This is a genomic window from Puniceibacterium sediminis, from assembly GCF_900188035.1.
GTDB classification, from domain to species: domain Bacteria; phylum Pseudomonadota; class Alphaproteobacteria; order Rhodobacterales; family Rhodobacteraceae; genus Puniceibacterium; species Puniceibacterium sediminis.
Window position 1 is genome coordinate 488,313 of the sequence record NZ_FZNN01000001.1, and the last position, 21,352, is coordinate 509,664.

General features: G+C 61.9%; 22 protein-coding genes. 14 read left to right on the forward strand and 8 right to left on the reverse strand.

Going from position 1 to position 21,352, the window contains the following annotated elements:
- Positions 1-58: 58 nt before the first annotated feature.
- The 6 genes from CHB75_RS02270 (at position 59) to rpoD (ending at position 8,524) form a co-directional block, all read left to right on the forward strand.
- Complete coding sequence (locus CHB75_RS02270; protein ID WP_089268881.1) at positions 59-328, forward strand: sarcosine oxidase subunit delta; 270 nt, start codon at positions 59-61, stop codon at positions 326-328.
- On the forward strand, positions 318-3,248 hold the full coding sequence (locus CHB75_RS02275; protein WP_089268882.1) for a sarcosine oxidase subunit alpha family protein: 2,931 nt from the start codon (positions 318-320) through the stop codon (positions 3,246-3,248). The genes CHB75_RS02270 and CHB75_RS02275 overlap by 11 nt, the downstream gene beginning before the upstream one ends.
- 4 nt (positions 3,249-3,252) lie before the next feature.
- The gene (locus CHB75_RS02280; RefSeq protein ID WP_245840609.1) at positions 3,253-3,792 is read left to right on the forward strand and encodes a sarcosine oxidase subunit gamma; all 540 of its coding nucleotides are present in this window, start codon (positions 3,253-3,255) and stop codon (positions 3,790-3,792) included.
- Positions 3,793-3,852: 60 nt separating this feature from the next.
- Positions 3,853-4,152, forward strand: a complete 300-nt coding sequence (locus tag CHB75_RS02285; protein WP_089268884.1) for a hypothetical protein — start codon at positions 3,853-3,855, stop codon at positions 4,150-4,152.
- 283 nt (positions 4,153-4,435) lie between these two features.
- Positions 4,436-6,403: a DNA primase gene (dnaG, locus tag CHB75_RS02290; RefSeq protein WP_089268885.1), complete on the forward strand. Its 1,968-nt coding sequence runs from the start codon at positions 4,436-4,438 to the stop codon at positions 6,401-6,403.
- Between the two features lie 132 nt (positions 6,404-6,535).
- A complete protein-coding gene (gene rpoD / locus CHB75_RS02295; protein WP_089268886.1) occupies positions 6,536-8,524 on the forward strand; it encodes an RNA polymerase sigma factor RpoD in 1,989 nt (662 codons plus the stop codon).
- Positions 8,525-8,573: 49 nt separating this feature from the next.
- On the opposite strand, the gene CHB75_RS02300 is transcribed toward rpoD, so the two are convergent.
- Entirely contained in the window at positions 8,574-9,143 is a 570-nt protein-coding gene (locus CHB75_RS02300) for a DedA family protein (RefSeq protein WP_089268887.1), read from the reverse strand.
- 362 nt (positions 9,144-9,505) lie between these two features.
- Between CHB75_RS02300 and CHB75_RS02305 the strand changes: the two genes are divergently transcribed.
- The 5 genes from CHB75_RS02305 (at position 9,506) to CHB75_RS02320 (ending at position 12,857) form a co-directional block, all read left to right on the forward strand.
- Positions 9,506-9,751 (forward strand): hypothetical protein, encoded by a 246-nt coding sequence (locus tag CHB75_RS02305; RefSeq protein WP_089268888.1) that lies wholly within the window; start codon positions 9,506-9,508, stop codon positions 9,749-9,751.
- 170 nt (positions 9,752-9,921) lie between these two features.
- A complete protein-coding gene (locus CHB75_RS22410; protein ID WP_342745273.1) occupies positions 9,922-10,044 on the forward strand; it encodes a YjbQ family protein in 123 nt (40 codons plus the stop codon).
- Between the two features lie 496 nt (positions 10,045-10,540).
- Positions 10,541-11,008 (forward strand): transcriptional regulator NrdR, encoded by a 468-nt coding sequence (nrdR, locus tag CHB75_RS02310; RefSeq protein WP_089268889.1) that lies wholly within the window; start codon positions 10,541-10,543, stop codon positions 11,006-11,008.
- 11 nt (positions 11,009-11,019) lie between these two features.
- A complete protein-coding gene (gene ribD / locus CHB75_RS02315; RefSeq protein WP_245840611.1) occupies positions 11,020-12,117 on the forward strand; it encodes a bifunctional diaminohydroxyphosphoribosylaminopyrimidine deaminase/5-amino-6-(5-phosphoribosylamino)uracil reductase RibD in 1,098 nt (365 codons plus the stop codon).
- Between the two features lie 152 nt (positions 12,118-12,269).
- Positions 12,270-12,857, forward strand: a complete 588-nt coding sequence (locus tag CHB75_RS02320; protein ID WP_089268891.1) for a riboflavin synthase — start codon at positions 12,270-12,272, stop codon at positions 12,855-12,857.
- Positions 12,858-12,945: 88 nt separating this feature from the next.
- On the opposite strand, the gene CHB75_RS02325 is transcribed toward CHB75_RS02320, so the two are convergent.
- From CHB75_RS02325 to CHB75_RS02345, 5 genes are all read right to left on the reverse strand, one after another.
- Entirely contained in the window at positions 12,946-14,106 is a 1,161-nt protein-coding gene (locus CHB75_RS02325) for an MFS transporter (RefSeq protein ID WP_245840613.1), read from the reverse strand.
- 298 nt (positions 14,107-14,404) lie between these two features.
- The gene (locus tag CHB75_RS02330) at positions 14,405-15,589 is read right to left on the reverse strand and encodes a vWA domain-containing protein (protein ID WP_089268893.1); all 1,185 of its coding nucleotides are present in this window, start codon (positions 15,587-15,589) and stop codon (positions 14,405-14,407) included.
- A 101-nt stretch (positions 15,590-15,690) separates the two neighbouring features.
- Entirely contained in the window at positions 15,691-15,858 is a 168-nt protein-coding gene (locus CHB75_RS02335) for an apolipoprotein acyltransferase (protein ID WP_089268894.1), read from the reverse strand.
- A 133-nt stretch (positions 15,859-15,991) separates the two neighbouring features.
- A complete protein-coding gene (locus tag CHB75_RS02340) occupies positions 15,992-16,444 on the reverse strand; it encodes a GNAT family N-acetyltransferase (protein ID WP_089268895.1) in 453 nt (150 codons plus the stop codon).
- A 224-nt stretch (positions 16,445-16,668) separates the two neighbouring features.
- Entirely contained in the window at positions 16,669-17,247 is a 579-nt protein-coding gene (locus CHB75_RS02345) for a hypothetical protein (protein WP_089268988.1), read from the reverse strand.
- A 168-nt stretch (positions 17,248-17,415) separates the two neighbouring features.
- On the opposite strand from CHB75_RS02345, the gene CHB75_RS02350 reads away from it, so the two are divergent.
- Positions 17,416-17,811, forward strand: a complete 396-nt coding sequence (locus CHB75_RS02350; protein WP_089268896.1) for a cupin domain-containing protein — start codon at positions 17,416-17,418, stop codon at positions 17,809-17,811.
- A gap of 193 nt (positions 17,812-18,004) precedes the next feature.
- Here the strand turns inward: CHB75_RS02350 and CHB75_RS02355 are convergent, their stop codons facing one another.
- A complete protein-coding gene (locus tag CHB75_RS02355) occupies positions 18,005-18,475 on the reverse strand; it encodes a YciE/YciF ferroxidase family protein (protein WP_089268897.1) in 471 nt (156 codons plus the stop codon).
- Positions 18,476-18,586: 111 nt separating this feature from the next.
- Entirely contained in the window at positions 18,587-19,429 is an 843-nt protein-coding gene (locus CHB75_RS02360) for an AAA family ATPase (RefSeq protein WP_089268898.1), read from the reverse strand.
- A gap of 167 nt (positions 19,430-19,596) precedes the next feature.
- Here CHB75_RS02360 and dksA point away from each other — a divergent pair, with 167 nt between their 5' ends.
- A complete protein-coding gene (dksA, locus tag CHB75_RS02365; protein ID WP_089268989.1) occupies positions 19,597-20,019 on the forward strand; it encodes an RNA polymerase-binding protein DksA in 423 nt (140 codons plus the stop codon).
- 73 nt (positions 20,020-20,092) lie between these two features.
- Positions 20,093-21,259, forward strand: a complete 1,167-nt coding sequence (locus CHB75_RS02370) for an FAD-dependent monooxygenase (RefSeq protein ID WP_089268899.1) — start codon at positions 20,093-20,095, stop codon at positions 21,257-21,259.
- The last annotated feature ends 93 nt before the right edge of the window (positions 21,260-21,352 follow it).

A 21,352-nucleotide genomic window follows, 5' to 3' on the forward strand; every position in this document is an offset into this window, starting at 1 on the left:
TGCGTATGTGGAAAGAAAAGAACATGAGCCAGTGTCTCTGTGAAACGGGGCGCGCGGCATGAGGCTGCCCTGTCCTGTCTGCGGGGAACGAGACCTGCGCGAGTTCACCTATCAGGGCGATGCGGTGCGGCTTGAGCGGCCTTTGCCGACCGCGGGGGGCGACGCGTGGGATTCCTATCTGCATCTACGTGACAATCCGGCCGGTCTCACACGGGATCTTTGGCAGCATGGCGCGGGCTGTGGTGCCTGGCTGGTCGTGACGCGGGATACGGTGAGCCACGCGGTCCATAGTGCCGTACTGGCACGGGAGGCACGCCATGCGGATTGAGGGAAAAGGGCAGGCGGAACGTTCCAGAAAAGTCCGGTTCCAATTCGACGGCCGCTGGATGGAGGGGGTTGAGGGCGAGACGTTAGCCGCCGCTCTGATGGCCAACGATGTGCGTCTGGTGGCGCGGTCGTTCAAATATCACCGACCACGGGGGATTCTGACCGCCGGGTCGGAAGAGCCGAACGCGCTGGTCACCGTGGGCAGTGGTGCGGCGCGGGACCCGAATGTGCGGGCCACAGTGCAAGAGATCTATGACGGGCTGGTGGTCGAAAGCCAGAACCGCTGGCCCAGCCTGAACTGGGACGTGATGTCGCTGAATTCTCTGGCGGCGCCGTTTCTGGGCGCGGGTTTCTATTACAAGACCTTCATGTGGCCGCGGGCGTTCTGGGAAAAGCTCTACGAGCCTGTGATCCGCCGCGCGGCGGGGCTTGGGGCGCTGTCGGGGCAGTCCTGCACCGAACGCTACGAAAAGGCCTATGCCTTTTGCGATCTGCTGGTGATCGGGGCAGGGCCGACGGGGCTGATGGCGGCGCTGGTGGCAGCACGCGCCGGGGCGGATGTGATCCTGTGCGACGAGGACTCAACGCCCGGTGGGCGACTTCTGGCCGAGCGGGGCGAGGTGGACGGCCTGCCTGGGCCAGAGTGGGCCGCGTCCGTGGTGGCGAAATTGCGCGATCTGGGCGTTCGCGTGATGACACGGACCACCGTGACGGGGGCCTATGATCAGGGGACATTCGGCGCGCTGGAGCGGGTGGCGCAACATCGTGCCGCAAGTGGGGATCTGCCGCGGGAGTGCTTCTGGCGGATCGCTGCGCGGCGCGCCGTGCTGGCGGCAGGGGCGCTGGAGCGGCCTGTGGCTTTTGCCGGAAACGACCGGCCCGGTGTGATGATGGCGGGCGCCCTGCGCGCCTATGTCAACCGCTGGGGGGTGGCACCCGGGAAAGACATCGCAATCTTTGGCAACAGTGATGACGTGTACCGCACAGCTGAGGATCTGATCGCAGCCGGGCTAAAGGTGGCGGCGGTGGTGGACAGCCGGAGCGGCCCCCCCCCCGAGCATCCCTATCCGGTCTATCGCGGCGCGGTGGTGACGGGCACGCAGGGTGGGCGGAACGGGGTTTCAGGCATCCGGATCAAGACCGCAGGCGGAGAGGTGCGCGTCAAAGCCGACACCCTAGCGATGTCAGGCGGCTGGAACCCGTCGGTGCATCTGAGCTGTCACATGAACGGGCGGCCCGTCTGGCGTGACGATATCGCGGCCTTTGTCCCGCGCGAAGGTGCAGTGCCAGGGATGACTGCGGTGGGGGCTTGCAACGGCGTGTTCACGACCCGTGGCTGTCTGGAGGCAGGAGTGTCAGCAGCTCAGGTGGCGCTGCGCGATCTGGGGCTGGACGTCGGCGCAACGACCGTACCATCGGCAGAGGATGTGCCCTACCAGATCGAACCGCTTTGGAACGTTCCGGGAAAGGGGCGTGCATGGCTCGATTTCCAGAATGACGTGACGGTCAAGGATGTGGTGCAGGCGGCGGCTGAGAATTTCCGCTCGGTCGAGCATATGAAGCGCTACACCACCCAAGGCATGGCGACAGACCAGGGCAAGAATTCGAATGTCGCCGCTCTGGCCGTTCTGGCGGATACCACCGGGCGCGGGATTCCCGAGACCGGGACCACCACCTTTCGCCCACCCTACAGCCCGGTGGCGATCGCGGCCATGGGGGCGGGCGCGCAGGGGCACGGGTTTGCGCCACAGCGGCTGACGACATCACATGTGGCTTCTGTCGCGCGGGGCGCGCCGATGATCGAGGCGGGGTTGTGGTACCGGTCCAGCTATTTCCCGCGTGAGGGCGAGCGCACCTGGCGGCAATTCTGTGACCGCGAGGTGGGAATGGTGCGCGGGGCGGTCGGGATTTGCGACGTGTCGACCTTGGGAAAGATTGACATTCAGGGGCCGGATGCGGCGGCTTTTCTGGACCTGGTCTATGCCAATACGTTTTCCACGCTGAAGGAAGGCCGCGTGCGCTATGGTCTGATGTTGCGCGAAGACGGGCATGTGATGGATGACGGCACCACGGCACGGCTGGGGCCGCAGCACTACGTGATGACAACGACCACCGCAGCGGCAGGCGCAGTGATGCAGCATCTGGAGTTTGTGCATCAATGTCTGGTGCCGCAGATGAACCTGCGGATGATCTCGGTCACGGAACAATGGGCGCAATTCGCGGTGGCGGGCCCGAGGGCGCGGGAGTTGGTGAACGGGGTACTTGCAGCGCCGATAGACGATGCCACCTGGCCCTTCATGGCCTGTGGCGAAGTTGACGTGGCCGGTGTGCGCGGGCGGCTGTTCCGGATTTCGTTTTCCGGGGAACACGCCTATGAAATCGCCGTCCCGGCGCGCTTTGGTGCCGCCCTGTTCGATCTTCTGGTGACCCGGGCCGAGGCATTCGGTGGCGGTGCCTACGGGATGGAGGCGCTGAACGTGCTGCGGATCGAGAAGGGGCATATCACCCATGCCGAGATCCATGGCCGCACCACGGCATTCGACATCGGAATGGGGCGGATGATCGCGCCCGGCAAGGATTGTATCGGCAAGGCGATGGCGGCGCGGCCCGGGCTGGTCGGGCCGCGTCGCCAGCAGATGGTGGGCTTGCAGCCGCTGGATGCGGACAAGTCGCTGACCGCCGGGGCGCAGCTGTTTGCGCAGGGCGCGGTCGTGGCGCGCGAAACGAACGAGGGCTATGTGACCTCTGTCTGCCATTCGCCATTTTTGGGGCATGGGCTGGGCCTTGGTTTCCTGCGCGACGGTCGCGCGCGGCATGGCGAGGTGGTGCGGATGGTCGATCAGTTGCGCGGGCTGGAAGTCGCCTGCAGGGTGACAGATCCGGTACGGGTCGATCCGGACGGAGGGCGACTGCGTGGTTGAACTAATGACAAAATCCCCCTGCGCGGGGCTGTTGCCGATAACGCGCGGTGCGCTGAGCCTGAGCGAAGAGGATGCCGGAACAGTGACTTCTCTGGCGTCATATGACGGGCAAGCCGGTGCGCTGTCAGAGGCCTTGCAGGCGGCGCATGGCGTGTCATTTCCTGCGCCTGGGCGTGTGAGAGGGCAGGGCGGGACGCTTTGCAGCTGGAGCGGTCTTGATCAGGCCTTTTTGATCGGGCCTGAGCCTGACCCAGATCTGTCACGATACGCGGCGGTGACGGATCAGAGCGATGCCTGGGCGGTGGTACGGCTGACAGGCGCAGGCTGTGAGGATGTGCTGGCGCGGCTGGTGCCTGTGGATCTGCGACTACGGGTCTTTTCACCCGGTCAGTCGGCGCGCAGTCTTTTGGGGCATCTGCCTGTATTGCTGCTACGGCAAGAGGTGGAAAGCTTTCTGATCCTTGCATTCCGGTCGATGGCAGGGACACTGGTCGAGGATCTGGACACGGCAATGTCATCCGTGACGGCCCGTTCGGGTGGGTGACAGGGGGCGGGTCAGGCGCTAATCATTGGCTTGATTTCTAGCAGACAGGATAGCCAAATCATGAAGTTCACGATGCTGACCGCGCTGGCGGCTTTCACCCTGACGGCCTCGGGCGCGCTCGCGCTGGGTCAGAAGGAATGTGACCTGCAGGGCGGGCTGGTGATGCAGGTGGTCGAGGCCCGCAAATCGGGCGCGGACAACGGCGCTGCGGCCCAGTTGGTGCAAGCCGGACTGGACGGGGAAGCGCAGAAATACGGCGCGATCGTCCCGGCAGTGGTCGACTGGGTCTATACCCTGCCCGAGGCGCAACTGGGCACGGCCGTCGGCGACAGTTGGGTAGAGGGCTGTCTCAAACAGTAGTGATCCAGCAGAGCGCGCCTGTGGCGCGCACGCCAAGCCTCGCAGGCGGGCGGGCCCGCCTGCTCAGACGCCAGTGGCATTGTGACGCTTCATTGCCTGCGTGCCACGCGTTGGATCCTTCCAAAGCCTCCGACGAGAGTATTTGCGGACAGTTGTAGGCAGATTTCGTCGCTTTCGGCGGCTGAACTCGTGCCGGGTGCCTGTGCGTATGGTGCTTTCGGGCGCAGTGTGGGCACCGTCGGCGCGGCTGGACTCTGGTCGTGCCGCTTGGGATAATGGCCGGATGAGTCTGCCCCCTGGTTTCCTTGATGAGTTGCGCACCCGCACGAGCCTGTCTCAGGTCGTGGGGCGAAAGGTCATGTGGGACACGCGCAAGTCCAATCAGGGCAAGGGTGACATGTGGGCGCCGTGCCCCTTTCATCAGGAAAAAAGCGCGTCCTTCCACGTGGATGACCGCAAAGGGTTTTACTATTGCTTTGGCTGTCAGGCCAAGGGTGATGCCATTTCCTTTGTGTGCGAGACTGAAAATGTCGACTTCATGGAGGCGATCAAGATCCTGGCTGGTGAGGCCGGGATGTCGGTTCCCGAACGTGATCCGCAGGCGCAGGTCAAGGCGGACCGACGCACGCAGCTGATCGAAGTCATGGAAATGGCTGTGGCTTTTTTCCGCCTGCAGCTGAAGACCGGTGCGGGCACGGCGGCGCGCGCCTATCTGGACAAGCGCGGCATGTCCGAACAGACCCGTGAGAAATTCGGCATAGGTTTCGCGCCTGATGGTTGGCATGCTCTGTGGGAACATCTGCGCGGCAAGGGTGTCGAAGAGGATCTGATCCTGGGCGCGGGTCTTGGCAAGGCGTCGTCAAAGGGGGGCAACCCCTATGATGTCTTTCGCAACCGTATCATGTTCCCGATCCGCGATGCGCGTGATCGCTGCATCGCTTTCGGTGGGCGCGCGATGGACCCCAACGACAACGCCAAGTACCTGAATTCGCCCGAGACTGAGTTGTTCGACAAAGGTCGCAACCTGTATAACCAAGGCCCCGCCCGCGTGGCAGCGGGCAAGGGCCAGCCGCTGATCGTGGCCGAAGGGTATATGGACGTGATCGCTTTGGTCGAGGCAGGCTATGGTGCGGCAGTGGCACCCCTTGGTACCGCCGTGACCGAAACGCAGTTGCAACTGCTTTGGAGGATTTCGGACGAGCCGATTGTCGCGCTGGATGGTGATGCGGCGGGGGTGCGTGCGGCATACCGGGTGATTGATCTGGCCTTGCCGCTGATTGAATCGGGCAAGTCGCTGCGTTTTGCCCTGATGCCCGAAGGCAAGGATCCCGACGATCTGATCCGGGCCGAGGGCGCAGGCGGCGTGCAAAAGGTTCTGGAGGCGGCGTTGCCGATGGTCAAACTGCTCTGGCAGCGCGAGACCGAAGGCCGCGTCTTTGACAGTCCCGAACGCAAAGCGGCGCTGGACAAGGTGTTGCGCGAACGGATCAGGCAGATCCAGGACCCGAGCCTGCGCAGTCATTATGGCGAAGATATTAAGCAGTTACGCTGGGCACTGTTCCGCCAGCGTCCTGTCAAGCGCGCCTCGGGCGGTTGGGGCAAAACCGACTGGAAGGCCCCCCAGCCCCCCAGCGCCAGCGCCAAGGCGTCGCTTCTGGTTTCAGCGGGCGAACAGGCGCAGGAGCAATTGCGAGAGGCGGTCATCCTGGCCGCGCTGCTTTCCGCGCCCGATCTGGTCGAGGAATTCGAGCAACAGCTTGAGGCGATGCCCTGCAGTGACTCCGTCCACCGCGATCTGCGCGACTGTCTGCTGCGGTCATTGGGACAGGGACCTACCGAGGTGCGCGGGCTGGCGGAATCGGCAATCGGTGGTCAGGCCCTTGAAACCCTGTTCGCGGCACGCCACGTTGCGATCACACCCTGCGTGCGAAATCCGGGCAATACCGAACTGGCGCGGATGACCGTGGCAGAAGAATTAGCCAAGCTGGAAGCCCATCGCAGGCAGGCTGTCGGCATCGCCGAGGGCGTAGAGGATCTGGAGGGGGATCTGGCGGATGAGTCCGTGACATGGCGGCTTGGTCAAGCGGCAGAAGCGCGCTCATCTGCGCAGCGGGCGCAGCAAGAGGAGGCTGCGGATTTTGTTACTGCGTCGAACGGAGTACAGCTTGACGCGGAGCAATTGCAGCGCAGTCGGGCACTGTTCGAATCAATAGATGTCACGCGCGGTGGTAAACCTAGGAAATCTCACTAGTTTGGTGAGGAATATGTAAACGAATCAGGGTAAACGGGTGTGCGAATCAGGATATCGCGCTATTGATTCGGTTTAGCCGAATCATCTCGCCGCATCTGCGCCCCTTCACATCGCCCCTGACAGGAGCACCATATGGCAGCCAAAGATAACGACGACGCCAAGCCAGAAATCCAGGACGACGAAGTCTCGCTCGATATGAGCCAGGCTGCTGTCAAAAAGATGATCGCCGACGCTCGCGAGCGTGGCTACATCACTTATGACCAGCTGAACGAAGTCCTTCCTCCTGATCAGGTCAGTTCCGACCAGATCGAGGATGTGATGTCGATGCTGTCGGAAATGGGCATTCAGGTCACTGAGGACGACGAGGAAGGCGAGGAAGACGACAAGGGATCCACCGATCTTGTTGATGCCTCATCGAACAAGGATGTAGCGCTATCCTCGGGCGCCAGCGAAAAGCTTGACCGTACCGATGATCCGGTACGCATGTACCTGCGCGAAATGGGTTCCGTCGAACTGCTGAGCCGCGAGGGCGAGATCGCTATCGCCAAGCGGATCGAGGCCGGGCGCAACACCATGATTGCCGGGCTCTGTGAAAGCCCGCTGACCTTTCAGGCCATCACCATCTGGCGCGACGAACTTCTTTCCGAAGACATTCTGCTGCGTGATGTGATCGACCTTGAAACCACCTTTGGCAACCAGCTGGGGGAAGATGGCGAACTCGAATCGCCTGTGGTTGATGGCTCAGCTGTGAGCAGCGAATCGACCAAGTCAGGTGATGACGCTCCGGAATTGGATGCTGACGGCAACCCGATCAGCTCCGATGACGACGAGGAAGAGGACGAGCAGGCCAACATGTCGCTGGCCGCGATGGAGGCCGCGCTGAAGCCGCGGGTTCTGGAAACGCTCGACATCATTGCACGCGATTACGAAGAACTGGCCGCGATGCAGGACAGCCGGATTTCGGCCACCCTGAACGAGGATGGTTCCTTCAGCGCCGATGATGAGGGCCGTTACCAGAAACTGCGCTCGGAAATCGTGCTGCTGGTGAATGAACTTCACCTGCACAATAACCGCATCGAAGCGCTGATTGACCAGCTTTATGGCATCAACAAGCGGATCATGTCGATCGACTCGGCTATGGTGAAGTTGGCGGATCAGGCGCGCATCAACCGGCGCGAATTTGTCGACGAATACCGTGGTCGCGAGCTTGATCCGAACTGGATGGAGCGGATGGCGGAGAAGGCCGGTCGTGGCTGGCAGATGTTCATCGAACGCTCGGCTGACAAGGTCGAAGAGCTGCGTTCTGACATGGCGCAGGTCGGTCAGTACGTCGGTCTGGATATCTCTGAATTCCGCCGTATCGTGCAGCAGGTTCAGAAGGGCGAGAAAGAAGCCCGTCAGGCCAAGAAGGAAATGGTCGAGGCGAACCTGCGTCTGGTGATTTCGATTGCGAAAAAGTACACCAACCGCGGACTGCAATTCCTTGATCTCATTCAGGAAGGCAACATCGGCTTGATGAAGGCCGTGGACAAGTTCGAATACCGTCGCGGGTACAAGTTCAGCACCTATGCGACGTGGTGGATCCGCCAGGCGATCACCCGGTCCATCGCGGATCAGGCGCGCACCATCCGTATTCCCGTGCATATGATCGAGACGATCAACAAGCTGGTCCGCACCGGTCGTCAGATGCTGCACGAGATCGGCCGCGAGCCGACGCCGGAAGAGCTGGCCGAAAAGCTACAGATGCCGCTGGAAAAGGTCCGCAAGGTGATGAAGATCGCCAAGGAGCCGATCTCTCTCGAAACCCCGATCGGGGACGAGGAAGACAGCCAGCTTGGTGACTTCATCGAGGACAAGAACGCTGTCCTGCCGCTCGATTCCGCCATTCAGGAGAACCTGAAGGAAACGACGACGCGAGTGTTGTCTTCGCTTACCCCGCGCGAAGAACGTGTCCTGCGGATGCGCTTTGGTATCGGCATGAACACGGATCACACTCTGGAAGAGGTGGGTCAGCAGTTCAGCGTGACGCGCGAGCGGATCCGCCAGATCGAGGCGAAGGCGTTGCGCAAACTCAAGCACCCGAGCCGGTCGCGCAAGCTGCGGTCGTTCCTCGACCAGTAACGGTTTTCAAGACTGAAACTGTTGAACGGGTCCGCTAGTGCGGGCCCGTTTACGTTTCCGGGGGATCGGTGCGGAAATATCGCCAGACGGTGCGCAGCAGAAACAAGGCCAGGACCATCAGGGCGACCAGCAGCACGATTTCTGTACGGGTAAAATGGCCCAGAATCCTGGTCAGGAGTTCGCCGATTTGCCGACCGACTGACACCATGACCACCCCCCAGATGCAGGCCGAAACGGCTGTCGCGACAGTATAGGGCAGGCCCCGGATCCGCGTCGCTGTGGCCAGCATCACTGGGGCGAGGGTACGCGCGCCGGGGATGAAACGAAAAAGGCAGGCTAGCAGAAGTGGGCGCGACAGGAACGTGGCCGTCAACCGCTGGGACAGGGGGTGCGATACGGCACGCAGAACGCGGGGATGGTCACGAAAGCGGCGACCCAGCCAGAAGGTGATTGTATCGGTGGTCAGCCCGCCAGCGATGGCGGCGAATACCACGGGCCAGAACGGTATCAGCCCACGATGCGCCAGCACGCCGCCGGTGATGGCCACGGTGTCGCCTTCGAAGACGCAGCCAATGTAGATGGCTATGACGCCGTATTCATGGATCAGGTTTTCAATCATCTTTGCTGAACCCTAGCGGTTGAGGCGCTGTGGTACAGGTGCGAATGCCTCGTTTCGCCCATAAATTGGTACTTTGGACCGGATGACGGCCAAGAGACCACGCTCGATGCCCGATTTCCGTTCAGCTGAGCGATGAGTGGGCCGTAACGTCGTCGTCAAAGTGCAGAGAAACCTGAGGATAAAACCCGTCTTTGACACGCTGATGATACCCCTTTCCCTCTGGTGGATCTGCTCGGTAACCGTCCCAGGGGATGCCTGAACCGAAACTGATTTTGTGTCGGCCTTTGTCCAAAACTCCACGAGGCGTGAAACTTTCTGGGGATTTCAGGCGTTAACGACCTGAAACGCACAGGAGAGTTCCGATGACACGCCTTTTTGCAATCGCCGCAGGAATGATATGTGTTGCAGCTGCAGCATGGGCCGCAACAGGCGCGCTGGATGATGGTGGGCCGACCGTTATCGAAATTGAAGTCACTGCTGGCAAGCTCTCTGAATGTCGCGCAACGCTCGCTCAGGTTGCCCGGATGCCCGCCGTTAGCGACAGCGGCACGCCGATTTTGTTCGGCGTGAATGAGGACCTTCCGACCGTGGCCTGCGTCGTCCGCTGATAGTTTGCCAAAGCCAGCGGCAGTCCTCTAAATACTGTACCGATCAAACTGTGATCCTACAGAACACCCGAGTCTGAGCGCTAACCACCGTAGAACGGAGCCGATGCCGAAGTCCGCTGTAATCTCGCCACTTTTTTCATCGTTTGGTGCCGCCGACGAGTGAGCCATCAATGGACTATCTGACACACACTTACGAAGCGCCGGGTGACATGCCGGGTCATTTCAAGGCGGCAAGGTTACCCGTGACCCTGAGAATGCCTGTCAACGATGACGTTCTGGCGCTAGGCACCTGACAGGGGATCGATGTGTTCGAGCATCGCCAGGCCCCGCTGCGGCGACAGGTTGTTGCGCATTTGAGCCGCTGAGTCGTGTGAGGCATCCGAAGAAACTGACCATCATCGTTGCCTTTGCCAGAAAGCGCAGCGGCACAATTGCGGCTTAGCGAAAGCGAAGACACTGATGGTATCTGCCGTTGATCAGGTCTTACCAGTTCCAACAAAAAAAATACGACGATCATCAGCCTGGCGGTGCGGATGAGGGCGGACCGGTAGATTGCGAAAATCGACCAAGGATCATGATAAAGTGCCCAAGCTTTCCCTGAATTGGAAAAACCAGTGGCGAAATGGCGTTGAAAAAGGTCAATATCCCTGAGGATGGGCGACAGCGCCTCTGCATCTGGGGGGCGTAATTTCCGGCTACCCAAATTATGGGATGGTCCCTATAGTGGCTGTGGATAACTGGGGGCCAACCCCATTCCAGAGGCAGAGAACAAAAACGAGGGGGACGGCCATGCGCTGCCCGTTTTGCGGAAATATGGACACACAGGTCAAGGATTCACGTCCTGCCGAGGATCACGTTTCGATCCGGCGGCGGCGGTTCTGTCCGGCCTGCGGGGGGCGGTTCACAACTTACGAACGGGTGCAGCTGCGCGATCTGGTGGTGATCAAGACCAATGGTCGCCGCGAGGATTTTGATCGTGACAAGCTGGAACGTTCCATCCGTATAGCCCTCCAGAAACGCCCAATCGAACCCGAGCGGATGGATCAGATGATCAGCGGCATCGTACGGCGGTTGGAAAGCATGGGCGAGACGGACATCCCGTCGAAACAGATCGGTGAGATCGTGATGGAATCACTGGCCCGGATCGACACCGTGGCCTATGTGCGTTTCGCCAGTGTTTACAAGAACTTCCAGGCGGCGGACGACTTCGACAAGTTCGTGAGCGAACTGCGGCCCGATACGCCTCCGACCAAGTGAGCGGGGTTCAGATGTCTGAGCCGGACTTGCGTCACATGGCCCATGCGCTGAGCCTGGGCCGTCGTGGCATGGGCCGGTGCTGGCCAAACCCGGCGGTGGGTTGTGTTATCGTATCACAGAACAGGATCGTTGGGCGGGGTTGGACACAGCCGGGCGGGCGTCCCCATGGTGAGGTCGTGGCCCTGGCGCAGGCCGGGCCTGCGGCGCGTGGTGCCACCGCTTATGTCACGCTGGAACCCTGTGCCCATCACGGGCAGACGCCGCCCTGCGCGCAGGCGTTGATTGACGCAGGCGTTGCGCGGGTTGTGGCTGCGATCGAGGACACCGACCCAAGGGTGTCAGGGCAGGGCTTTGCCATGTTGCGGGCGGCCGGGATTGAGGTCACCACAGGTGTGATGGCCACTGAGGCGGCCGAGGATCATGCCGGTTTCTTTCTGGCGACCGATCACGGTCGGCCCTTTGTCACACTCAAACTCGCCAGTAGCTTTGATGGCCGCATTGCAACGGCCAGCGGGGAAAGCCGTTGGATTACCGGACCTGAGGCACGACATCTTGTGCATGGCATACGGGCACGCCACGATGCGGTGATGGTGGGGGCCGGCACGGCGCGGGCCGACGATCCGGCCCTGACCGTGCGCGGCTTTGGTCACCGGGTTCAGCCGGTGCGGGTGGTCGTATCGCGGTTGATCGATCTGCCGCTGATGGGGCAGTTGGCCCGGACGGCGCGTGAGATACCTGTCTGGATCTGCCATGGGCCGGATGCCCCGAGCGAGATCCGCAAGGCCTGGACAGGCCTTGGCGCGACGCTGATCCCCTGCGCCTTGCATGGACGGCAGGTCGACGCGGCTTCGGTCCTGAGCGGGCTGGGCAAGGCCGGGCTGACCCGGGTGTTCTGCGAAGGCGGTGGCACGCTGGCGGCGACGCTGCTGGCTGCGGATCTGGTGGATGAACTTGTTGGATTCACTGCCGGAATCGCGATCGGGGCCGAGGGGCGTCCGGGGATCGGCGCCATGGGGATTGGCAGGCTCGCTCAGGCGCCGCGCTTTGATCTGATCGAGACCCGCGCCGTTGGGGCGGATGTGATGCACCGCTGGCAGCGGAAGGTTTGATCTGATTTCAGGATGTTGCCTTGCCTTTGCAGGGGGATTATCCACTGGCTGGAAACGGGCTATGCTGTGCCGCAGGTCCGCCGTTGCCGGGGCTTATTGCGAAACTGTGCAGGGCCAGATCGGGATTGTCTTAAAAAGGGACGCAACATCAGATGTTTACTGGAATAATCACCGACATTGGCGAAGTGCGCGAGTTGGAACAGCGCGGGGATTTGCGGGCGCGGATCGTGACCGGGTATGACACCCAGACCATTGATATCGGCGCGTCGATTGCGTGCAACGGGGTCTGCCTGACAGTGGTGGCGCTGGGGTCGGACTGGTTTGATGTGGAAATCAGCGCAGAAACCGTGAGCAAAACGAATTTGGCCTCTTGGTCAGTGGGTTATCGCGTGAACCTTGAGCGTGCCCTTAAGGTTGGGGACGAGCTGGGCGGGCATATCGTTTCTGGCCATGTGGACGGTCAGGCCGAGGTGATTTCCGTGCAGGATGAAGGGGATAGCACCCGAGTCGTGCTGCGCGCACCCAAGGCGCTGGCGCGGTTCATCGCATCGAAAGGTTCGGTGGCTTTGAACGGCACGTCGCTGACAGTGAACGAGGTTTCGGGCTGTGATTTCGGCATCAATTTCATTCCACACACCAAGGTCGCGACGACCTGGGGGGATGTGCAGGAAGGTGACCGGGTGAACCTTGAGATCGACACGCTGGCGCGTTACGTCGCCCGGCTGGCCGAGATGTCCTGAGGCCCGAAAGCACCCAGAAAACGGCGTATGGCAGGCGTATGGAAAGCGTATGGTTTTCGTATGGCTGCCTGTATGGCCCGGGGCCGGGTCATCGTGTCCGGGCGGCGGCCGTCATCAGATGCAGAGCCAGCCCCAGCAGATAGCAGATCAGCACCACGGCCAAACCGCCTGAGGGGCCGAAGGCCGCGAGCATGGTCAGCAGGATCGGAGTCCCGATCAGATTGCCAAGGTTGCCCATCTGCGCCACCGCGCCGTTGGCCAGCGCGCGGTCCTGGGCTGTGGCGTTCAGCTGCGGGATCGCGGCAAAGCTGGCCGCCTGCACCAGCGCCAGAGTCCCGAACAACCCGACCACCGGCCAGATCGCCCCGGGCAGCGCCCAGACCAGAGCGACGGCGAGGGCGGAGAGCGTGAAGCCCGCCATCACGATCCGCACGGCCGGCATCACCCGCAGCAGCGCCACGACCAGAGTGAGAGATACCGCAATCGAGGTCAGCGGCAAAACGCCAAGCAGCCAGCCCGGTGCATCCGGGCCCAGCACCAGCGGCAGCACGGTCAGCAGGGCCACGAAGGTCAGCGTGTAGCAGAGCCAGCCGAGCGCGACGGCGCTGATCGCCGGGTTGCGGTAGATCTCGCCGTGGCGGCGCAGCAGATCGCCGGGGGACAGGCGGGTCTTGCCGGTGGCGAGTTCGAGCCGCGGCAGGGTCAACCACAGGACCCCGGCCATCAGCGCCATGTACCCCGCGTGCAGTGCGAACAGCGCGCCCGGTCCGAAGGTGTCGATCAGCGGCAGACCACCCCAGGCGGCAAGGGCGTAGGCGACGCCGAAAAACGTGCTCCAGAGGGTCATGGCAAAGGGGCGCAGCCGGTCCGGGGCGAGTTCGGCGATAAAGGTCGGCGCGGCGACGACGATGACCAGATGCGACAGGCCCTCAACCAGCCGCGATGCGAGCAGGACGGGAAAGCTGGGCAATGTGGCCTGAAGCGCGGACATCAGCGCCCCGAGGATCAGCCCGGCGAGCAGGAGTTTGCGATAGCCCAGCCGCGCGACGATCATGCCGGCCACAAGCCCGAGGATCAGGCCGACAAAGCTGAGCAGGGAGAGGGCGAAGCCGAGGCTGGCACCGGCCTCGGGGTAGGCGAGTTGCAGGGCGGGAAAGGAGACCGAGACCTTGGCGAACTGACCGGCTGCACCAAGGCCCGCCGCCCAGAGCAGCAGGATCATGGCAAGGGGCGGAAGGGGGCGGATCATGCTGGTGGCTCGGGTTGTTGTGGGTGGTTACTGAATGGCAGAGTGGGGCGGGGAAGGGAACCGGTGGGGCTGAATGACTGCCACGTGAAGAGGTAAGACCCAGCCCGGAATCAAGGCGCTTCAGCGCCGCCGGGCGAGCGCCTGCCCGTTCCGGCGGGCTGGCGCTTTGGTGACGTCAGCGCCTACATCAGAACGAAAAATGACTTTGCCAGGATAAAGTGCGCCGCTCAACCGTTGTCAGCGCCAGCCCACGGGCAGGCTCTCGCCCGGCTTTGGGTTGCGTTGTCCCGTAAGGGGGCTAGCGGGTCAGCGCCTTCATGCCCTTTTCCAGCCCCGAAAGGGTCATCGGCACCATCTGATCCTCAAATATTTCGCGGATCATGGTGATGCTCTGGGTGTACTGCCAGTGGGTTTCCGGCGTCGGGTTGATCCAGAGGTTGTTGGGCCACTGGGCCCGTGCGCGTTCCAGCCAGACCTGCCCGGATTCGGCGTTCCAGTGTTCGTTGGCACCACCGGGATAGGCGATTTCATAGGGCGACATCGAGGCATCGCCGACAAAGATGCATTTGTAATCCGCACCATAGGTGCGCAGCACCTCGGCCATGGAGCGCTGCGCATCCCAGCGGCGGCTGTTGTCCTTCCAAACGCCCTCGTAGAGGCAATTGTGGAAGTAGAAATATTCCATGTGCTTGAATTCGGCGCGGGCGGCGCTGAACAGCTCCTCGACCACCTTGATGTGCGGGTCCATCGATCCGCCGACATCCAGAAACAGCAGCACCTTGACGGCGTTGCGCCGCTCGGGCCGGGTCTGGACGTCCAGATAGCCATGTTCGGCGGTGGCGCGGATGGTGCCGTCCAGGTCAAGCTCTTCGGCGGCACCGTCGCGCGCCCACTTGCGCAGGCGTTTGAGCGCCACCTTGATGTTGCGGGTGCCGAGTTCGACAGAGTCATCGAGATTGCGGAATTCGCGTTTGTCCCAGACCTTGACCGCGCGCTGGTGGCGCGAGCCGTCCTGACCGATGCGCACGCCTTCGGGGTTGTAGCCATAGGCGCCAAAGGGCGAGGTGCCCGCGGTGCCGACCCATTTGTTGCCGCCCTGATGGCGCCCCTGCTGTTCCTTGAGCCGTTCCTTGAGCGTCACCATCAGCTTGTCAAAGCCGCCCATGGCCTCGATCTCGGCCTTTTCTTCGGCGCTCAGGTGCTTTTCGGCCATCTTGGTCAGCCAGTCGCCGGGGACATCGACGGCCTCCATCACCGCCTGCATGGGGATCTTGTCGAGCCCTTCGAAGCTGGCGGCAAAGGCGCGGTCGAAGCGGTCGATGTGGCGTTCGTCCTTCACCATCGAGGTGCGGGCGAGGTAATAGAACGCCTCGGGGTCATAGGTCGCAAGACCGGCCTTCATGCCTTCGAGAAAGCTGAGGTATTCCCGCAGGGACACGGGCACGGAGGCGTTGCGCAGATTTTCGAAGAAGGGGATGAACATGGCGCATGCTTAGCGCGGATCGGGGCCGATTTGAACGGGAATCTGCGCGGACTTTTCGGCAGAGCTATCGTCATCCGGCCAGATCGCGGTGGCCGGGGTGCCTACATGAACATCTTGTCGAGGATGATGGTCACGATCAGCCCGGCGAGGGCGAAGGCAATTGCGAAACCCGCAGCGTACTGCGCGATGTCGGCGGCGTTGCCCTTGCGGCGGCGGGCGGTCAGGCCACCCGTCAATGCGCCCAAAATGGCGGCTGCGATCACGATCATGTTCGGCTCCTGGATCCTTGTATCGGACTGGGCGGTCCGGACCCATGCCGTAGCGCGCCCAGTCGGGAGAGTCCATGCGGGTTTCGGGCGGAGGCGGAGCGTCGGGGCCGAGGTGTCAGCGCCGACCCTGGCGTCAGCGGCGGTTGTACTTGATGAAGGGCGACAGTTTGCCGATGCGGTCATAAAGCTGGCGCGCGGTGGTGTTGAAATCCTGCGTCATCCAGTAGACGCCCGGCGCGCCTGCGGCGTCGGCGGCGGCGTAGACCGCTTCGATCAGTTTGCGCCCGACGCCGGTGCCGCGCGTTTCGGGCGTGGCGTACAGGTCCTGAAGGTAGCAGACGTTTTCGACAGACCAGCCGTGGCGGTGAAACAGGTAATGGGTGAGGCCGACAAGTTTGCCCTTCTGTTCGGCCACAAGGGCCGAATAATCCTGCGGATCGTCGCCCATCAGCCGGTCGAAATAGAGGTCATGGATTTCAGCCGGGCGCGAGGTTTCGTAGAACGCGAGGTAGTCGGTCCAGAGGGCTGACCACTGTTCCTTGTCGGTGGCGCGCAGCGGGCGGATGGTGGTGGCGATCTGGGTCATGTCGGGTGATCCTGCGTCAGGCGGTGAAACGTATGGCGCCGCGACGCTAGCCGGGATTTTCCGTCAAGACCACTGGCCTTGTGCAATAGTGTGAGGGCCTTGTGCAATGGTGTGGGGGCATTGGCGACCCCCGACCAGAGGCGTTGCGGACCGGGCAGAACCCGGCTCGCATGGTTTTTATCGCAAAGGCAGCTCACAGCGCCGCGCGGGTGCGGCGAGATTGCTCACTCGCTCCAGCCGTGGACATGCACATCACGCCCCGAGTGCCCCTTGAGGATCTTTACGGCGAGGTCTTCGCGTTCCTTGTCGGCGACCCTGACCCAGAGCAGGATACCGCCATGTTCGATCTGGTTGGTGTAGTAATCCTTGTGCTGCGCACCGACGCGCCGGGCCAGCAAAGTCCCGATCACGGCCGCCGGTGTGCCCCCGATTGCAATTGCCGCGATGGATGCGGCAAGGGTGCTGAGTGGGGTGAGCATTGCGGCCATTGCGATATATGAGCCCAGAAAGAAGAAACCGCCGGCAATTCCGCCTTCAAGTTCGCCAATCGCTTCTTCGGAAACAAATGCGGCGCGCGGGGCTTTGGGGTCATCCTCAAGTTCGGAGGCGCGCCAATATGCATTGCCCAGTTTTTCCTTCAGTACCTCATCCCGGGCGAGAAGGCTGATGTCATACCGGCTGAATCCAACCATCCGCAGGTCATAAAAAGCTGCCTGAAGATCCGTGAAGCTGTCGAATACGCCAACAGCTTCTGGAATGTCGATGACGGTGGTCTTGTGTTCTGCTTTCGATGAATCGGTCATGGTGTCTTTTGCCTTTTGTGCATCCGCTATGCGCCGTTTGTATGCGCCAGAGGCCGTAGCCGCCTTGATGAACATCAATAATGCCTGTGCCGCGATCGAATAGAGATCAGGGGCAACGTCAGACGACGCCTTTGAATTCGCAGATGAATATAGCAGGAGAATACCGCCATGAAGGGTTTTGCAGACAACATCGAAAAACTGACCGAGGAGAATACCAACTTTCGCAAAGTTCTCTACACCGGGCAAAACATTCAGTTGGTGTTGATGACGTTACAGCCGGGGGAAGAGATTGGTGAGGAGACGCACGACGACCGCGACCAGTTCTTTCGGTTTGAAACGGGCAGCGGCGAAGTGTGGATTGACGGCACAGCCAACAGGGTGAAATCGGATGATGGCGTGATTGTGCCCGCCGGTGCCAAACATAATGTGGTCAATACCGGGTCGGAGCCTTTGCAGCTATATACGATCTATGGGCCACCCGAACATATCGACGGCACGATTCACAAAACGAAAGCGGATGCAGACGCATCGCACGAACATTTTGACGGGCAGACAACGGAATAGGGCCATTGTCAGGTTCCGGTCGGTTTTCCGGCGGCGGGTTTGTCGATAAAGCCTGCGCTATTGCAGGCAAATGAATGCGCTTGGGAGCGGGGCGATCTGATTTGATGCGCCCATGCAAAAGGGCCAGCCGGGGTGCTGGCTGGCCCTTGATCAGGCGCAGAGTGGCTTGATCATGCGTAGAGTGGGGAGGTGATCAGGCGTTGACGGTCTCGACGGCGATGCCGGTCAGCTTGGCGTTGGCGGCCTTTTCCATGTCCAGGATCTGGGACAAAAGGTCGTGGGCTTCGGTGTGGCCCAGTTCCTTGGCCCATTCGCGCAGGGTGCCGTAGCGGGCGATTTCGTAGTGTTCGACCGCCTGTGCGGCACCGATCAGGCAGGCCTGCAGCGCCTTGCCGCTGGCCTCTTCGATGATGCCTTCGCTTTCCTTGATCAGACCTTCGATGGCATCACATTTTTCGCCTTCGGGCTTGGCGTCGATGGATTTGAACACGGCCTTGAGGATCTTGATCTGCTCTTTGGTCTCTTCGAGGTGATCGGTGAAGGCGGCCTTGAGCTCTTTGCCGGTGGCGGCGCTGGCCATCTTGGGCAGAGCCTTGGCGATGGCATTTTCAGCGTAGTAGATATCTTTGAGGGTGTGGTGAAAAGCGTCCTGCATGGTCTTCATGGTGGCACCTTTGTGTGGGGTTGGATGAAACAACATCGATGAAACACCGGATGCGTGATTTCGTTCCAACCCCTCGAAAAGGTTTGGCAGGAAGGCGCCGATCCGCCTGCGTCAGCGCCCCTGCCGCCGCGCCATGAAGGCGAGCCGTTCAAAGAGGTGCACATCCTGTTCGTTCTTGAGCAGGGCGCCGTGCAGTTTGGGCAGGGCGTTCGCACCGTCGCGTTTAAGGTCCTCGGGGCTCAGATCCTCGGCCAGCAGGAGCTTGAGCCAGTCGAGCACTTCGGAGGTCGAGGGTTTCTTTTTCAGACCCGGCGTTTCGCGCAGTTCGTAGAACTGGGTGAGGGCGGTGGTCAGCAGCGATTCCTTGATGCCGGGGTGATGGACGGCCACGATCTGGCGCAGGGTTTCGGGTTCGGGAAAGCGGATGTAGTGGAAAAAGCAGCGGCGCAGAAAGGCGTCGGGCAGTTCCTTTTCGTTGTTCGAGGTGATGATCACGATGGGGCGGTGGCGCGCGGAAATGGTGGCGCCGGTTTCGTAGACGTGGAACTCCATCCGGTCGAGTTCCTGGAGCAGGTCGTTGGGGAATTCGATGTCGGCCTTGTCGACCTCATCAATCAGCAGGACGACCTTTTCATCGGCCTCAAAGGCCTGCCAGAGCTTGCCCTTGCGGATGTAGTTCGAGACGTCGTTGACCCGTTCATCGCCAAGCTGACTGTCGCGCAGACGGCTGACCGCGTCGTATTCGTAAAGTCCCTGTTGGGCGCGGGTTGTGGATTTGACGTTCCATTCGATCATCCGCAGCCCGAGCGAGTTGGCGACCTGCCGGGCCAGTTCGGTTTTGCCTGTTCCGGGTTCGCCTTTCACCAGCAGCGGACGTTCCAGGGTCACGGCTGCGTTCACGGCCATTGTCAGATCGCCGGTCGCGACGTAGTCTTTGGTGCCCTCGAATTTCATCTGTGCGCGCTCCTTGTGCGGTGGGGTGCTTACCCCCCAGAAACGCCAGAAACCGTCGCTATTGTGTAGTGACATCGGGGGGGGCTTGGGTTAAGTCCTGCCCGCAGGGGTGCCAGATATCTGAGGAAATTACCATGGCAGATATGGGCGTTGATGAGGGAACCAAGATGAAAGCAGAATCCTTTCTTCCCGACGACTACCGTCCGGCAGAAGACGAACCGTTCATGAACGAACGTCAGCTTGAGTACTTTCGTCGCAAGCTGATGACGTGGAAAACTGACCTGATGGCCGACAGTCGGGACACGATCGAGGGGTTGCAGGACGGTACACGCAACATTCCCGATGTGACTGACCGTGCGTCTGAGGAAACCGACCGCGCGCTTGAGCTGCGCACCCGGGACCGTCAGCGCAAACTGGTGAGCAAGATCGAATCGGCGATACGTCGCATCGACGAAGGTGAATACGGTTATTGCGAAGTGACCGGGGAGCCTATCAGCCTCAAGCGGCTGGATGCGCGCCCGATTGCCACCATGAGCCTTGAGGCGCAGGAGCGTCATGAACGTCGCGAGAAAGTGCACCGGGACGATTGATATCCCGGGTGCAGTGATATGAGATTGAACGCCGGGGCATCGCTCCGGCGTTTGTCATTTTGCGGAGATGAGTATGGGTCTGCAGGGACAGAAGATTGCGGTGATTGGCGGCGGTATCGGCGGGCTGGCGGCGGCGCTGGCGCTGCGGCAGCGCGGCGCCGATGTGGTGGTGCTGGAGCAGGCGGGCGAGATTTCCGAAGTTGGCGCCGGGTTGCAGATATCGCCCAACGGGTTGCGGGTGCTGAAGGCGCTGGGGCTGTCGCTGGGCGGATCCGTGGTGCGCGCCGAGGCTGTCAGTCTGCGCGATTATCGACGCGGGAACGAAGTTCTGCGGCTGGATCTGGCGCGACTGGACGGCGGGCAGGCCTATCACTTTGTGCACCGAGCCGATCTGATCGCGCAGCTTCTGGCGGCGGTGCGTGCGGCGGGCGTAGAAATACGCCTGTCGCAGCAGGTGGTCAAAGTGCGGCAAGGTGCGCGGCCCATGGCGGTGCTGGCCAATGGCGAGACCTGCGCGGCGGATCTGATTGTCGGGGCCGATGGCGTAAGGTCGGTGGCGCGCGGGGTGCTGAATGGCGAGGCGCCGGCAGTGTTCACCGGGCAGGTGGCGTGGCGGGCGGTGGTGGCGAACAGCTGCGATCACCCCCCAGAGGCGCGGGTGCATATGGGGCCCGGGCGGCATCTGGTGAGCTATCCGCTGCGCGGCGGTGCGTTCGTGAACCTTGTCGCGGTCGAAGAGCGTAAGAGCTGGGCCGCGGAGGGTTGGAACCATCGCGACGATCCCGAGCATCTGCGTGCAGCCTTTGCGGGCTTTGGCGGTGATGTGCCGGGGCTGCTGGCGGGTGTGGATGCGCCGGGGCTTTGGGGGTTGTTCCGTCATCCGGTGGCCAAGTTCTGGCAGGGCGAGGGGCTGGTGCTGCTGGGGGATGCGGCGCATCCGACGCTGCCGTTCCTGGCGCAGGGGGCGAATATGGCGCTGGAGGATGCCTGGGTTTTGGCCGCCTGTCTGGATCAGCATGGGTCGGAGCAGGGGCTGTCGCGGTATCAGGCGCTGCGTCGCCCGCGGGTCGTGCGGGTGATCGAGGCGGCCGATGGCAACGCGTGGAAATACCACCTTCGCAATCCGCTGATCCGGGGGGCGGCGCATCTGGCGCTGCGCGTGGCCGGGCGGCTGGCGCCGGGACGGATGGTGCACCAGTTCGACTGGCTGTACGGTTTCGACGCGACCAAACAAGCCTGATCCCAATGAGCGCGCCTGCGGCGCGCGCTGGTTTCTGGTCTGCGTGGCGGGCTTTAATGCCTTCATTCCGGGGCGGCGTATTCGGGGCCGTTG